A 14,515-nucleotide genomic window follows, 5' to 3' on the forward strand; every position below is an offset into this window, starting at 1 on the left:
GGGGGAATGTTTGTTGGATCCGGTAGTGTTAACCTCAAGTCTGCACCCGACCCCACCATGGCGAGGTGCCTCGTGTCCCCGTCCGGGACAGACCTTCTTCCGGGAGCCTCCCGAGCCACTCCGTGTTCCGTGCGCCGTACCTGGGCAGTACGTCGTATGCGGACACTGAGCGGGACACCGGGCACGCTCCGGAATCGGTGCTACCACGCCACGTGACACTGGGTGCCACGGCTCGCGGAAGCGCCATCACCAGAAATCTGTTCCGCCGCTTTGGCGGACCACCGCCCCGGCACGGTTCACAGAGACAGGACCGTATCCGGACAGCACAACCGGTCGCCGAGCCAGACAGGCCGACGTCCGCTCCAGGGAAGGACCCTTCGTGAGCGACACCACCGATCTGATGGGCGCACGTGTCGAGGAGACCGCTGCCGCGCCCGCCACGGACGCCTCCGCGCCTGCCACCGGTGCCGGCTCCCGGCGGCGCCGCGGTACCGGCCTCGAGGGCATGGTGCTGGCCGAGCTGCAGCAGGTTGCCTCGGGCCTCGGCATCAGGGGCACCGCGCGTATGCGCAAGAGCCAGCTGATCGAGGTCATCAAGGAGGCCCAGGCTGGGGGCACCTCCCAGGCCTCTTCGGGCTCCGGGGGCGGGGGCGCCGCCCCCAAGGCCGAGGCCGCCGCCGAGACCAAGCCCAAGCGCCGGGCCACCTCGAAGGCCCGCACGGGCGAGGCCGCCGCCGAGAAGACGGCGGAGAAGGCCGCGGAGGCCCCCGCCGAGAAGGCCGTGGCCCAGCAGCAGATCGAGATCCCCGGCCAGCCGGCCGGCGGCACCTCCCGCGCGAGCGAGACCGACGACGCGCCGACCGAGCGCCGCCGTCGGCGCGCCACCGCCGAGGCGGGCAGCCCGGCCGCGGGCAGCACCGAGACCGTCGTCGCCGAGGCCAAGGGCGAGACCAAGGCCGACGCGTCCGCCCAGCAGCAGGGCGAGGCCCGGGGCGACGCCGGTGACGGCGAGGGCCGTGGCCGCCGCGACCGCCGTGAGCGCGGCCGGGACCGCGACCGCGACCGCCGGGGCAAGGGCGACGAGCAGCAGGGCCAGGGCGGTCAGCGCCAGCCGCAGAGCCAGCAGCCGGGCGGCGGCCGTCAGGACCGCAACGCCGGTCCGCAGGACGACGACGACTTCGAGGGCGGACGCCGTGGCCGTCGCGGCCGCTACCGCGACCGTCGTGGCCGTCGTGGCCGTGACGAGATCGGCGGCGCCGAGCCGCAGCTCGCCGAGGACGACGTCCTGATCCCCGTCGCGGGCATCCTCGACATCCTCGACAACTACGCGTTCATCCGGACCTCCGGCTACCTGCCCGGTCCGAACGACGTGTACGTCTCCCTCGCCCAGGTCCGCAAGAACGGTCTGCGCAAGGGTGACCACGTCACCGGTGCGGTCCGTCAGCCGAAGGACGGCGAGCGTCGCGAGAAGTTCAACGCGCTGGTCCGCCTGGACTCCGTCAACGGCATGGCGCCCGAACACGGCCGCGGCCGCCCGGAGTTCAACAAGCTGACCCCGCTCTACCCGCAGGACCGCCTCCGCCTGGAGACCGACCCGGGCGTACTGACCACCCGCATCATCGACCTCGTGTCGCCGATCGGTAAGGGCCAGCGCGGTCTGATCGTGGCCCCGCCGAAGACCGGCAAGACCATGATCATGCAGGCGGTCGCCAACGCGATCACGCACAACAACCCCGAGTGCCACCTGATGGTCGTCCTGGTCGACGAGCGTCCGGAAGAGGTCACCGACATGCAGCGGTCGGTCAAGGGCGAGGTCATCTCCTCGACCTTCGACCGTCCGGCCGAGGACCACACCACGGTCGCCGAGCTGGCCATCGAGCGTGCCAAGCGTCTGGTGGAGCTGGGCCACGACGTCGTCGTGCTGCTCGACTCGATCACGCGTCTGGGCCGTGCGTACAACCTGGCCGCGCCCGCCTCCGGCCGCATCCTGTCCGGTGGTGTCGACTCGACCGCCCTGTACCCGCCGAAGCGCTTCTTCGGTGCGGCCCGCAACATCGAGGACGGCGGCTCGCTGACCATCCTCGCCACCGCGCTGGTGGACACCGGGTCCCGCATGGACGAGGTGATCTTCGAGGAGTTCAAGGGCACCGGCAACATGGAGCTCAAGCTCGACCGGAAGCTCGCCGACAAGCGCATCTTCCCGGCGGTGGACGTGGACGCGTCCGGCACCCGCAAGGAAGAGATCCTGCTCGGCAACGAGGAGCTGGCCGTCGTCTGGAAGCTGCGTCGTGTTCTGCACGCGCTGGACCAGCAGCAGGCCATCGAGCTGCTTCTCGACAAGATGAAGCAGACCAAGTCGAACGGCGAGTTCCTGATGCAGATTCAGAAGACGACGCCGACTCCGGGCAACGGTGACTGAGCGCCGTTGAGGTGACTCCTGCCGGCCTGCCGCGGCTCGTCCGCGGCGGCCGTGCCCGCGCGGCGGAGCCGCACACTGAATGCAGTCCCGCGCCCCCAGGGTGTTGAGGCCGCCCCCCGTCGAGAAGTGACGGGGGGCGGCCTTTTGGCGCTGAGAGGTACGGAGCACAACACGCTCCCCTCCTGTCTCGTCTCTCCCTGCGGAGCCTTCCTTGCTCATGCCCCTGCCCGGGCGCCACAGACGTCGCCTCCGTCTTGCCCTGCCCCTCGGCGCCGCCGGTGTCGCCGCTGCGGTGACCGCGGCGCTCCTGGCGACCTCCGCCGGTGCGGCCACCGCGCTGCCGAAGCCGGGCGCCGTCCCTGTCGTCGACCAGCCCTCCCAGGCCACCCTGGAGAAGCGGATCGCGGGCGCCCTCGCCGCCGACGGGCCGGCCGCCGGCGGCAGCAGCGGATCCGCCGTCTCCCCGAAGATCGTCGGCGGCACCGGGACCACCATCTCCTCGGCGCCCTGGATGGCCCAGCTCTGGTACCACGACGACCGGAACACCGCCGACACCGGCGACGACGTGAACCTCTTCTGCGGCGGCACGGTGGTCTCGCCGACGAAGATCCTGACGGCGGCCCACTGCCTCAGGAACGACAACAAGGACTACGACTGGCAGGCCCACGGCACCGTCGTCACGGGTACCGACCAGCTGCCCACCAAGGGTTCTACCGGCACCACGGACCTGCACGGCGGCCAGGCCACGGCCGTGCTGCGCCAGTGGTGGCAGCCGGGGTACGACCCGGTGGACAGGGAGGCGGGGAGGAACCAGGACGACCTCGGCATGCTGACCCTGGCCGTCCCGGTCAAGGCCACGCCGATCCGCATGGTCACCTCCGGCGACACCGCGTCCTACGCGGCCGGCACCAGCGCCGAGGTCTACGGCTGGGGCCGTACCAGCTCCACCGGCCAGGACATCTCCCAGACGCTGAGGACGACCACGCTGACCCTGCACGCCGACAGCACCTGTGCCGGCGTCTACGACACGGCCTTCGTCGCGGGGCGCATGGTCTGCGCGGGCACCCAGAGCGGGAGCGACACCGGTACCAGCGCGACGTGCAACGGTGACTCCGGTGGCCCGCTCGTGGTGGGCGGCCGGATCGCCGGGGTGGTCTCCTTCGGCATCGAGAACTGCGTGGCGAAGGGCTACTACAGCGTCTTCACCAAGGTCGGCTTCTACGTCGGCTCGGCCCACCACCAGATCGACGACACCAACCTGAGCCTCTTCAACAAGAAGCCGGACGGCAAGGCCGACATCTTCGTACGGGCATCCTCCGGCAGGACCGGCTACGAGAAGGACTCCAGCGGCAGCTCGTTCGGCGCCCGGTCCTCCTGGGGCGACTGGAGCGGCGCCGACCTGGTCCTGCAGACCGACCTCGACCGGGACGGCTACCAGGACCTCGTGTACCGGGCCGGCTCCACCGGTGACGTCCACTGGGAGCACTTCGTGCTCAACAGCGCCCGGACGAGCGGCTCCTGGGCCGACACGAAGATCTTCAGCGGCTGGAAGACCCGCACCCGGATCATCGCCCCGGGCGATGTCACCGGCGACTACGTGCCCGACATCCTGTCCGTCGACTCCGCCGGCGCGCTGTGGATCTACCCGGGCAAGGGCAACGGCACCTTCGGCTCGCGTGTGGAGGTCGGCACGGGCTGGAACCAGTACAACTCGGTCCGCGGCCACGGGGACTTCACCGGCGACGGCAAGGCCGACCTGATCGCCCGCAAGTCCGGCAGCGACGACCTGTACCTGTACAAGGGCACCGGCACGTCCGGCTCCGGCGCCTTCTCCGCCCGCGTCAAGGTGCGCAGCGCCTGGACCGGATACAACGCCTTCGACGCGGTCGGCGACGTGAGCGGCGACGGTCTGGCCGACTTCCTGGCGCGCACCCCGGGCGGCACCCTCTACCTGTACAAGGGCACCGGCAAGGCGACGAGCGAGATCTTTGCCACACGTGTCTCGATCGGTACCGGCTTCCAGCAGTACGACCTGTTCGGCTGAAAACGCAGGTGAGCGGGGGGATCGTCCCGATTGGGCCACTACGCACCGTGCCCGTCGCCGTACGCGGTGGGCACGGTGCGTCGTGCAACCCTGTGCCGAGTTTCTCCGTCTGACCCGACAGAGCGACGATGGTGCGGTGACCGCGCCCGACCCTGACCGCAGGGGGTAACCGACCGGACGAGACCTAGGAGCGATGTGTCCGCCGAGAGCACGCAGGAGCCCGGCATACCGGAGTCGACCACCGTCCCTCCCGGCCGTGGCAGCAGGAGCCGCCGCAAGCCCCGCGGCAAGGGACGTCAGGCCCTGCGCATCACGGCCTGGACGGCGGCGGGCGTGGTCGTGCTGGGCGGTACGGGCCTCGGATACGTCTACTTCAAGCTCAACGGCAACATCAAGAGCGTCGACATCAACCAGGCGCTCGGTGCCGACCGTCCGACGAAGGTCGACAACGGCTCGCAGAACATCCTCGTCCTGGGCTCGGACTCGCGCTCCGGCGGCAACAAGAAGCTGGGCGGCGGCATCGACGACGGCAGCGCCCGCTCCGACACGGCGATGATCGTCCACCTCTACAAGGGCCACAAGAAGGCCTCCGTGGTCTCCGTCCCCAGGGACACCCTCATCGACCGTCCCACCTGCACGGACACCAAGGGCCACACCTACCCGGCCGCGTCGGGCGTGATGTTCAACTCGGCCTACTCCACCGGTGGCGCCGCCTGTGCCGTCAAGACGGTCGAGTCCCTCACGGGCATCCGCATGGACCACTATCTGGAGGTCGACTTCGCCGGCTTCCAGAAGCTCATCGACGACCTCGGCGGGGTTCGGCTCACCACGACCAGGAACATCGCCGACCCGCAGAGCCACCTGAACCTCAAGGCCGGCACCCACACGCTCGACGGACAGCAGTCCCTCGGCCTGGTCCGCACCCGCCACGGCGTCGGCGACGGCTCCGACCTCGGGCGCATCCAGCTCCAGCAGGCCTTCGTCAAGGCGCTGCTCGACCAGGTCGAGCAGGTCGGCGTGCTCAGCAGCCCCAAGAAGCTGTACGACCTCGCCGACACCGCCACCAGGACGGTCACCACCGACTCCGACCTCGGCTCGGTCAACGCCCTCGCCGACTTCGCGAACGGCCTGAAGGGCATCGGCTCGTCCCATCTGAAGATGGTGACGATGCCGGTGCAGTACGACCCGGCGAACCCCAACCGGGTCCTCCTGGAGAAGGCCAAGGCCCGGATGATCTGGACCGCCCTCAAGAACGACCGCCCGATCCCGAAGTCGGCCACACAGGGAACGGCAACCGGCGAGGCCAAGGGCGTGGTGAGCGCCCCGTAAGGGGTGCGGGGGACCCGCGCGGGCAGCCACGGCACACCCGCACCCGCCCACGACGATCGAGCGGCACCCCCGTGGGCGGACCACCCGCGACCCGCAGGAATAGAACAGCCGCACCCCCGGTTTTGGGGGATGGCGCCAGTCCTGGCAGACTGGTACGTCGGCTCCGGTTCACGCTTTCGCATCCCGCGGCAGCGACCCGGCGCCCTCCCGAAACCTAGGAGACACCTTGAAGCGCGACATCCACCCCGAGTACGTCGAGACGCAGGTCAGCTGCACCTGCGGTGCGTCGTTCACCACCCGTAGCACCATCGCGTCCGGCACCATCCGGGCCGAGGTCTGCTCCGAGTGCCACCCGTTCTACACGGGCAAGCAGAAGATCCTCGACACCGGTGGCCGTGTGGCCCGCTTCGAGGCCCGCTTCGGCAAGGCTGCCGCCGGCTCCAAGAAGTAGCGAGCCCGATTTCGCCGGTCCACGGTCACGCCCCCTGCGGGGGTGTGCCCGGGACCGGCGTTTTTGGTCGCCCGCCAGCCCTTCACCCGCAGTATCAGGAGCCGAAAGATGTTCGAGGCCGTCGAGGAGCTCGTCGCCGAGCACGCCGATCTGGAGAACAAGCTCGCCGATCCGTCGGTCCACGCCGACCAGGCGAACGCGCGCAAGCTGAACAAGCGCTACGCCGAGCTGACCCCGATCGTCGCCACGTACCGCTCCTGGAAGCAGACGGGTGACGACATCGAGACCGCACGTGAGTTCGCCGCCGACGATCCCGACTTCGCGGCCGAGGTCAAGGAGCTGGACAAGCAGCGCGAGGAGCTGACCGAGAGGCTGCGCCTCCTGCTGGTCCCGCGCGACCCGAGTGACGACAAGGACGTCATTCTGGAGATCAAGGCGGGTGCCGGCGGTGACGAGTCGGCGCTGTTCGCCGGTGACCTGCTGCGCATGTACCTGCGCTACGCCGAGCGCGCCGGCTGGAAGACCGAGATCATCGACTCCACCGAGTCCGAGCTGGGCGGCTACAAGGACGTCCAGGTCGCGGTGAAGACCAAGGGCGGCCAGGGTGCCACCGAGCCCGGCCAGGGCGTGTGGGCCCGAATGAAGTACGAGGGCGGTGTGCACCGCGTGCAGCGTGTGCCGGCCACCGAGTCCCAGGGCCGCATCCACACCTCCGCCGCCGGTGTCCTCGTGACCCCCGAGGCCGAGGAGGTGGAAGTCGAGATCAACCCGAACGACCTGCGCATCGACGTCTACCGGTCCTCCGGCCCCGGCGGCCAGTCGGTCAACACCACCGACTCCGCGGTGCGCATCACGCACCTTCCGACCGGAGTGGTCGCCTCCTGCCAGAACGAGAAGAGCCAGCTGCAGAACAAGGAGCAGGCTCTGCGTATCCTGCGCTCCAGGCTGCTCGCGGCGGCGCAGGAGGAGGCCGAGCGGGAGGCCGCCGACGCCCGCCGCAGCCAGGTCCGCACCGTCGACCGCTCCGAGAAGATCCGCACCTACAACTTCCCGGAGAACCGCATCTCGGACCACCGGGTCGGCTTCAAGGCGTACAACCTGGACCAGGTCCTGGACGGCGACCTCGACGCGGTGATCCAGGCCTGCGTCGACGCCGACTCGGCGGCGAAGCTGGCAGCTGCATAAAGGCACGTACGAGTACCACACGGAGGACTTGCGTGAACCTGCTGCTCGCAGAGGTGGCACAGGCCACCCAGCGGCTGGCCGACGCCGGCGTGCCCTCGCCGCGCAACGACGCGGAGGAGCTCGCCGCGTTCGTGCACGGTGTACGGCGGGGCGAGCTGCACTCCGTGAAGGACTCCGACTTCGACGCCCGCTACTGGGAGGTCATCGCCCGGCGCGAGCAGCGCGAGCCGCTGCAGCACATCACCGGGCGGGCCTACTTCCGGTATCTGGAGCTGCAGGTCGGGCCGGGCGTCTTCGTGCCCCGGCCCGAGACCGAGTCCGTGGTCGGCTGGGCCATAGACGCCGTGCGCGCCATGGACGTGGTCGAGCCGTGCATCGTCGACCTGTGCACCGGCTCCGGTGCCATCGCGCTCGCCCTCGCCCAGGAGGTCCCGCGCTCGCGTGTGCACGCGGTGGAGCTGTCCGAGGACGCCCTGGTGTGGACCCGCAAGAACGTGGCGGGGTCCAGGGTCGACCTGCGTCAGGGCGACGCCCTGACGGCCTTCCCGGACCTCGACGGCCACGTCGACCTGGTCATCTCCAACCCGCCGTACATCCCGCTCACGGAGTGGGAGTACGTCGCCCCGGAGGCCCGCGACTACGACCCGGAGCTGGCGCTGTTCTCCGGCGAGGACGGCCTCGACCTCATCCGCGGGATCGAGCGCACCGCGCACCGGCTGCTGCGCCCCGGAGGGGTCGTCGTCATCGAGCACGCCGACACCCAGGGCGGCCAGGTGCCGTGGATCTTCACCGAGGAGCGGGGCTGGGCCGACGCGGCCGATCACCCCGACCTCAACAACCGCCCCCGGTTCGCGACCGCGCGCAAGGCGCTGCCGTGAGCATCCCGACGACCCACCGCCCGCAGTACGTGTACGAGGAGGCCAGCTAGATGGCACGGCGATACGACACCAACGACGCGACCGACCGCACGACGGGTCTGCGCGAGGCCGCGTCCGCCGTCCGCCGGGGCGAGCTGGTGGTGCTGCCGACCGACACGGTGTACGGCATCGGCGCCGACGCGTTCTCCTCGGAGGCCGTCGCCGACCTGCTCGCCGCCAAGGGCCGGGGCCGCAACATGCCCACCCCCGTCCTCATCGGCTCCCCGAACACCCTGCACGGCCTCGTCACGGACTTCTCCGAGCTGGCCTGGGAACTGGTCGACGCGTTCTGGCCGGGCGCCCTGACGCTGGTCGCCAGGCACCAGCCGTCCCTGCAGTGGGACCTGGGCGACACCCGCGGCACGGTTGCCGTGCGCATGCCACTGCACCCGGTCGCGATCGAGCTGCTCACCGAGGTCGGCCCCATGGCCGTGTCCTCGGCGAACCTCACCGGCCATCCGGCGCCGGAGGACTGCGACGCCGCCCAGCAGATGCTCGGCGACTCCGTCTCCGTCTACCTCGACGGCGGCCCGACCCCGGGCATCGTGCCGTCGTCCATCGTCGACGTCTCCGGCCCGGTGCCGGTGCTGCTGCGCGAGGGCGCGATCTCCCCGGACGAGCTGAGGAAGGTCGTACCCGACCTCGAGGTGGCGAATTGACGGCCCCTGAGACGGGGCGTGGCATAGACAACGGGGAACGAGCGGCGGAGCAGACGACGACGTTCGGGTTCCCGCGTGACACGTTCCGCATCCTGCACGTCAGTACCGGCAACGTGTGCCGCTCGCCCATCACCGAGCGTCTGACCCGCCATTTCGTGACGGAGCGCCTCGGCGTGCTCGGCGGCGGGCTGGTCGTGGAGAGCGCGGGGACCTGGGGCCACGAGGGCGCGCCCATGGAGGCCAACGCGGAGCGGGTGCTGGCCGACTTCGGCGCGGACGCCTCCGGGTTCGTCGGCAGGGAACTGCTCGACGAACACGTGATCATGGCCGACCTGGTGCTGACGGCCACCCGCGACCACCGGGCCCAGGTGATCTCCATGGGGCACTCGGCGGGGCTGCGGACGTTCACCCTGAAGGAGTTCACCCGGCTGGTCCGTGCGATAGATCCGGCGACGCTGCCGCCGCTGGAGGACGGTGTGGTCGCGCGGGCCCGTGCACTGGTGCGGGCGGCCGCGGCGCTGCGCGGGTGGCTGCTGGCGCCCACCGCCGAGGCGGACGAGGTCTACGACCCGTACGGCGCGCCGCTGCCGTTCTTCCGCTCGGTCGGGGACGAGATACGCGAGGCGCTGGATCCGGTGGTGACGGCGCTCACCGGCGTACCCGCGCGGGCCTGACACCGCGCACCCCAACCGCCCCGGGCCTACATTGGACCTACGCCACCGTGGCGAGTGAGCCGAAGGGGCGCGCCGGTGCCGTGCGGGCGCACGCGCCAGGACCCGGAGGGCCGAGCACGATCTCGCTCGGCCACCGGCCGGGGCGCCCCCGAGGTGCACCGCCGTCGCACCCGACCGCCCGGAGCCCGTCATGTCGGTCACACCCGTCCTAGAGACCGATGTCCTGCGGCGGCAGGACCCGGAGCTGGCCGAGATCCTGCAGGGGGAACTGGAGCGGCAGTCGACGACGCTCCAGCTGATCGCCGCCGAGAACTTCACCTCGCCGGCCGTGCTCAGCGTCCTCGGCTCGGCGCTCGCCAACAAGTACGCCGAGGGCTATCCGGGCGCCCGGCACCACGGCGGCTGCGAACTGGTCGACGTCGCCGAGCGCCTCGCGGTGGAGCGCGCCAAGGCCCTCTTCGGCGCCGAACACGCCAACGTCCAGTGCCACTCGGGCTCTTCGGCCGTGCTGGCCGCCTACGCCGCCCTGCTGCGCCCCGGCGACACCGTCCTCGCCCTCGGGCTGCAACACGGCGGTCATCTCACCCACGGCTCGCCCGCGAACTTCTCCGGCCGCTGGTTCGACTTCGTCGGCTACGGCGTCGACGCCGAGACCGGGCTCGTCGACCACGACCAGGTGCGCCACCTGGCCCGCAACCACCGGCCCAAGGCCATCGTGTGCGGCTCCATCGCCTACCCCCGCCACTTCGACCACGCCTTCTTCCGCGAGGTCGCCGACGAGGTCGGGGCCTATCTGATCGCCGACGCGGCGCATCCGATCGGCCTGGTGGCCGGGGGAGCGGCGCCCAGCCCGGTGCCGTACGCGGACGTCGTGTGCGCCACCACGCACAAGGTGCTGCGCGGCCCGCGCGGCGGGATGATCCTGTGCGGGAGCGAGCTGGCGGAGCGCGTGGACCGGGCCGTCTTCCCCTTCACCCAGGGCGGCGCCCAGATGCACACCATCGCCGCCAAGGCCGTCGCGTTCGCCGAGGCGGCAACGCCGGCCTTCGGCGTGTACGCCCATCAGGTGGTCGACAACGCCCGGGTCCTCGCGCGTCACCTGGGAGCCGAGGGGCTGGCGGTCACCACCGGCGGCACGGACACCCACCTGATCACCGTGGACCCGGCTCCGCTCGGCGTGGACGGGCGCACCGCGCGCGGCCGGCTCGCCGCCGCCGGGATCGTCCTGGACTGCTGTGTGCTGCCGCACGGCGACGGCCGCGGGCTGCGCCTGGGCACGGCCGCGGTGACCACCCAGGGCATGGGGGAGCCGGAGATGGTGCGGATCGCGGCACTGCTGGCCGGTGTGCTGCGGGGCGGGACCGAGCCGGCCGAGGCGCGGGGCGAGGCGCGGGCGCTGGCCCGTGCCTTCCCGCCGTACCCGGGCTGAGAGGGGACCGGCGGCACGGGGCGGCGTCCACAGGGGATCCACATCACTCTGTGGAGTTCCTGTGACTTTCGACGAGCTCAAGACGGTCCGCATCCGGGCGGCGCAGGCCCTGCGGCGCCGAGCCCGGACGGTGTGTCCGCGTACGGCGACAAGGCTGTATCCATCCCGTTGCTCGCACATCCCGGGCGCGAGCGAGGGGTTTATTGTGTGAGCTTGAGGTCGGCTACCGGAACCCGTGGGGCATATCTGTGCGTGAATTTCTGCTGACATTGCTCGTCGCGGCCGCGGTCACGTATCTGATGACCGGGCCGGTGCGGAAGTTCGCCATCGTGGCCGGCGCCGTACCCGAGGTCCGGTCCCGTGACGTCCACCGGGAACCCACGCCCCGGCTCGGGGGCATCGCGATGTTCTTCGGGCTGTGCGCGGGTCTGCTCGTCGCCAGCCATCTGACGAACGTCGGCGAGGTCTTCAAGACCTCCAACGAACCCCGGGCGCTGCTCTCCGGCGCCGCGCTCATCTGGCTCATCGGCGTCCTCGACGACAAGTTCGAGATCGACGCGCTGATCAAGCTCGGTGGCCAGATGATCGCCGCGGGCGTCATGGTCATGCAGGGCCTGACGATCCTGTGGCTGCCGGTGCCCGGCGTGGGCATCGTCGCGCTGACCCCGTGGCAGGGCACGCTGCTCACCGTCGCGATGGTCGTGATCACCATCAACGCCGTGAACTTCGTCGACGGACTCGACGGCCTGGCCGCCGGCATGGTGGCCATCGCGTCCGTGGCCTTCTTCCTCTACGCGTACCGGATCTGGTACGGGTACAACATCGAGGCCGCCGCCCCCGCGACGCTCTTCGCCGCGTGCCTGATCGGCATGTGCCTCGGCTTCCTGCCGCACAACATGCATCCCGCCCGCATCTTCATGGGCGACTCGGGCTCCATGCTCCTGGGCCTGGTGCTCGCCGCCGCGGCCGTCTCCCTCACGGGCCAGGTGGATCCGGACGCGATGCGGCTGTTCTTCAAGGGCAGCGAGCGGCAGGCCGTGCAGGCCACCGTTCCGGTCTTCGTCCCGCTGCTGCTGCCGCTGACGGTCATCGCCATCCCGGCGGCGGACCTGGTGCTCGCGATCGTCCGGCGCACCTGGCGCGGTCAGTCCCCGTTCGCCGCGGACCGCGGTCATCTGCACCACCGGCTCCTGGAGATCGGCCACTCGCACAGCAGGGCCGTGCTGATCATGTACTTCTGGTCGGCGCTGATCGGCTTCGGAGCGCTGGCGTACTCGGTCAACTCGGCGTCGATGTGGATCGTGCTCGGAGTGGTCTTCCTCAGCGCGATCGGCCTGGTCCTGCTGCTGCTCCCGCGCTTCACGCCCCGCGTGCCGGCCTGGGCGCAGGGCTTCGTCCCGCCGCGCTACCGCAGGCGTCGCCCGGCCGCCGAACTGCCTGCCAAAGCCGTCGGGACGACCGGTCCCGGGGCCCCGGCGGGCGAGGAACGGGCCCCGGCCATCGCTGGTGCCACGGGCGTCAACGGTGCGACCGCCATCGGCCCCCGTTCGCGTATCGGCAAGGCCACAAGGTAAGAATCTGACTAGAGCGTTACCAAGTCGTGGGGGAGCAAAGACCCCCAATACCAGACAAGTGGGCGCGGTTTTTGCACAGACGGGCACTGTCACTCTCATGTGTGACAGCAAGCACACCCAGCAGGTAAAGACCTCATCAAATAGTTTGTGATACGGTTCACGAGAACCCCGGATAGAGCCGAGGACCGTAGTGCGACGGTCCATTGGTGTGAGGTCTCGATCACTCAGCCCGGGACTACGCTCGTCCATGACGACACCCTGCCCCCCTGCGAAAGCGGAGTTGCCGCCATGCCGTCCAATGACGTCCGGATCCTGGCCCAGGCCGCCGTGCCCACGGCTGCCGTCGGCGCGCTTGCCGCCGTCGTCAGCGGTGTGGTCGCGGGCGGCAAGGGAGCGATCGGGGCCGCCGTCGCGACGGTGATCGTCATCCTGTTCATGGGGCTCGGTCTCTACGTTCTGCAGCGCACTGCCAAATCGCTTCCGCATCTGTTCCAGGCCATGGGGCTGATGCTCTACGCGGCCCAGATCCTGCTGCTGTTCGTCTTCCTGGCCGTGTTCAAGCACACCACGCTGTTCAACCCCAAGGCCTTCGCGCTCACGCTCGTCGCCGGCACCCTCGCCTGGATCGCCGCGCAGACGCGTGCACACATGAAGTCCAAGATCCTCTACGTCGAACCCGATTCGACCACCTCCTCCCATGACGGGAAGCCCCACAAGTCGGGGCACTCGTCGTGAGAGGTAGGGCCGGGATAAAGGCGCATGAGAGATCCTGCTATCGTCCGGTGCCAACTGCGGCATCGCGGGCGCGGGCATCCGAGCTGACGCCTGCTCAATCGCGAGGCAAGATGCCCCCCAGCCGCCCCACCATCCGTAACACCAGTCCCGTGCCGAACCGCGGCTGCATGCCGCGCCGACACAACGAGGTTGCCGTACCTATGCGCCACGCTGAAGGAGCCCGCGGTGAGTGCTGACCCGACGCAGGTGCTCGCCTTCGAGTCCGACTGCCACATTTTCAACGGCTGTGGCTTCCCGGCTCCCGGCCTGCACTCGTTCCTGTTCAAGCCCATCTGGGGCGACGCCGACAGCAACGTGTACTTCAACAAGACGATGCTGCTGGCGCTGCTCGGCTCGATCATCATCGTCGGCTTCTTCTGGGCCGCCTTCCGCAAGCCGAAGGTCGTCCCCGGCAAGGTGCAGATGGTTGCCGAGGCCGGCTACGACTTCATCCGCCGGGGTGTCGTCTACGAGACGATCGGCAAGAAGGAGGGCGAGAAGTACGTTCCGCTGGTCGTCTCGCTGTTCTTCTTCATCTGGATGATGAACCTCTGGTCGATCATTCCGGTCGCCCAGTTCCCGGTGACGTCGATCATCTCGTACCCGCTCGTCCTCGCGCTGATCGTCTACGTCCTGTGGGTCTCGCTGACCTTCAAGCGCCACGGATTCGTCGGCTTCTTCAAGAACGTCACCGGCTACGACAAGTCGCTCGGCGGTGTGCTGCCGCTCGCCATGACCATCGAGTTCTTCTCGAACCTGCTGGTCCGGCCCTTCACCCACGCCGTACGACTGTTCGCGAACATGTTCGCGGGTCACACCCTGCTGCTGCTCTTCACGATCGCCAGCTGGTACCTGCTGAACGGCATCGGCATCGCCTACGCCGGCGTCAGCTTCCTGATGACCATCGTGATGACGGCCTTCGAGCTCTTCATCCAGGCACTGCAGGCGTACGTCTTCGTCCTCCTGACGTGCACCTACATCCAGGGCGCCCTCGCCGAGCACCACTGAGCACGCCCCGCACCACCCCCCTGATCGTCCGGTGGCCAACCCCCACCGGTCC

General features: G+C 69.9%; 12 protein-coding genes. All 12 read left to right on the forward strand.

The annotated features are described in order from the left end of the window. Positions 1 to 379: 379 nt before the first annotated feature. The 12 genes from rho to atpB all read left to right on the forward strand — a co-directional run bounded on the left by rho (position 380) and on the right by atpB (position 14,463). The gene (gene rho, locus ACFZCP_RS03205) at positions 380 to 2,419 is read left to right on the forward strand and encodes a transcription termination factor Rho (RefSeq protein ID WP_391423517.1); all 2,040 of its coding nucleotides are present in this window, start codon (positions 380 to 382) and stop codon (positions 2,417 to 2,419) included. A gap of 217 nt (positions 2,420 to 2,636) precedes the next feature. Then, positions 2,637 to 4,463 (forward strand): trypsin-like serine protease, encoded by a 1,827-nt coding sequence (locus ACFZCP_RS03210; protein ID WP_391423519.1) that lies wholly within the window; start codon positions 2,637 to 2,639, stop codon positions 4,461 to 4,463. Positions 4,464 to 4,658: 195 nt separating this feature from the next. Further along, complete coding sequence (locus ACFZCP_RS03215; RefSeq protein WP_391423521.1) at positions 4,659 to 5,792, forward strand: LCP family protein; 1,134 nt, start codon at positions 4,659 to 4,661, stop codon at positions 5,790 to 5,792. A 226-nt stretch (positions 5,793 to 6,018) separates the two neighbouring features. Further along, positions 6,019 to 6,243, forward strand: a complete 225-nt coding sequence (gene rpmE / locus ACFZCP_RS03220) for a 50S ribosomal protein L31 (RefSeq protein WP_030944953.1) — start codon at positions 6,019 to 6,021, stop codon at positions 6,241 to 6,243. Between the two features lie 108 nt (positions 6,244 to 6,351). Then, positions 6,352 to 7,428, forward strand: coding sequence for a peptide chain release factor 1 (gene prfA, locus ACFZCP_RS03225; RefSeq protein WP_391423524.1), 1,077 nt, complete (start codon positions 6,352 to 6,354; stop codon positions 7,426 to 7,428). Between the two features lie 32 nt (positions 7,429 to 7,460). Beyond that, positions 7,461 to 8,306: a peptide chain release factor N(5)-glutamine methyltransferase gene (gene prmC / locus ACFZCP_RS03230; protein WP_391423526.1), complete on the forward strand. Its 846-nt coding sequence runs from the start codon at positions 7,461 to 7,463 to the stop codon at positions 8,304 to 8,306. Positions 8,307 to 8,356: 50 nt separating this feature from the next. Continuing rightward, a complete protein-coding gene (locus ACFZCP_RS03235; RefSeq protein ID WP_362692289.1) occupies positions 8,357 to 9,004 on the forward strand; it encodes an L-threonylcarbamoyladenylate synthase in 648 nt (215 codons plus the stop codon). Then, on the forward strand, positions 9,001 to 9,678 hold the full coding sequence (locus tag ACFZCP_RS03240; RefSeq protein ID WP_362692292.1) for a protein-tyrosine-phosphatase: 678 nt from the start codon (positions 9,001 to 9,003) through the stop codon (positions 9,676 to 9,678). Before ACFZCP_RS03235 ends, ACFZCP_RS03240 begins: the two co-directional genes overlap by 4 nt. A 190-nt stretch (positions 9,679 to 9,868) precedes the next feature. Then, a complete protein-coding gene (gene glyA / locus ACFZCP_RS03245; protein WP_391423529.1) occupies positions 9,869 to 11,107 on the forward strand; it encodes a serine hydroxymethyltransferase in 1,239 nt (412 codons plus the stop codon). A gap of 248 nt (positions 11,108 to 11,355) precedes the next feature. Then, the gene (locus ACFZCP_RS03250; RefSeq protein WP_391423531.1) at positions 11,356 to 12,681 is read left to right on the forward strand and encodes an MraY family glycosyltransferase; all 1,326 of its coding nucleotides are present in this window, start codon (positions 11,356 to 11,358) and stop codon (positions 12,679 to 12,681) included. 288 nt (positions 12,682 to 12,969) lie between these two features. Continuing rightward, positions 12,970 to 13,416 carry a hypothetical protein gene (locus ACFZCP_RS03255; protein WP_391423533.1) on the forward strand — a complete coding sequence of 149 codons (447 nt, stop codon included), beginning with the start codon at positions 12,970 to 12,972 and terminating at the stop codon, positions 13,414 to 13,416. 225 nt (positions 13,417 to 13,641) lie between these two features. After that, complete coding sequence (atpB, locus tag ACFZCP_RS03260; protein WP_391423534.1) at positions 13,642 to 14,463, forward strand: F0F1 ATP synthase subunit A; 822 nt, start codon at positions 13,642 to 13,644, stop codon at positions 14,461 to 14,463. The last annotated feature ends 52 nt before the right edge of the window (positions 14,464 to 14,515 follow it).

The organism is Streptomyces sp. NPDC007971 (assembly GCF_042958635.1).
Taxonomy (GTDB): domain Bacteria; phylum Actinomycetota; class Actinomycetes; order Streptomycetales; family Streptomycetaceae; genus Streptomyces.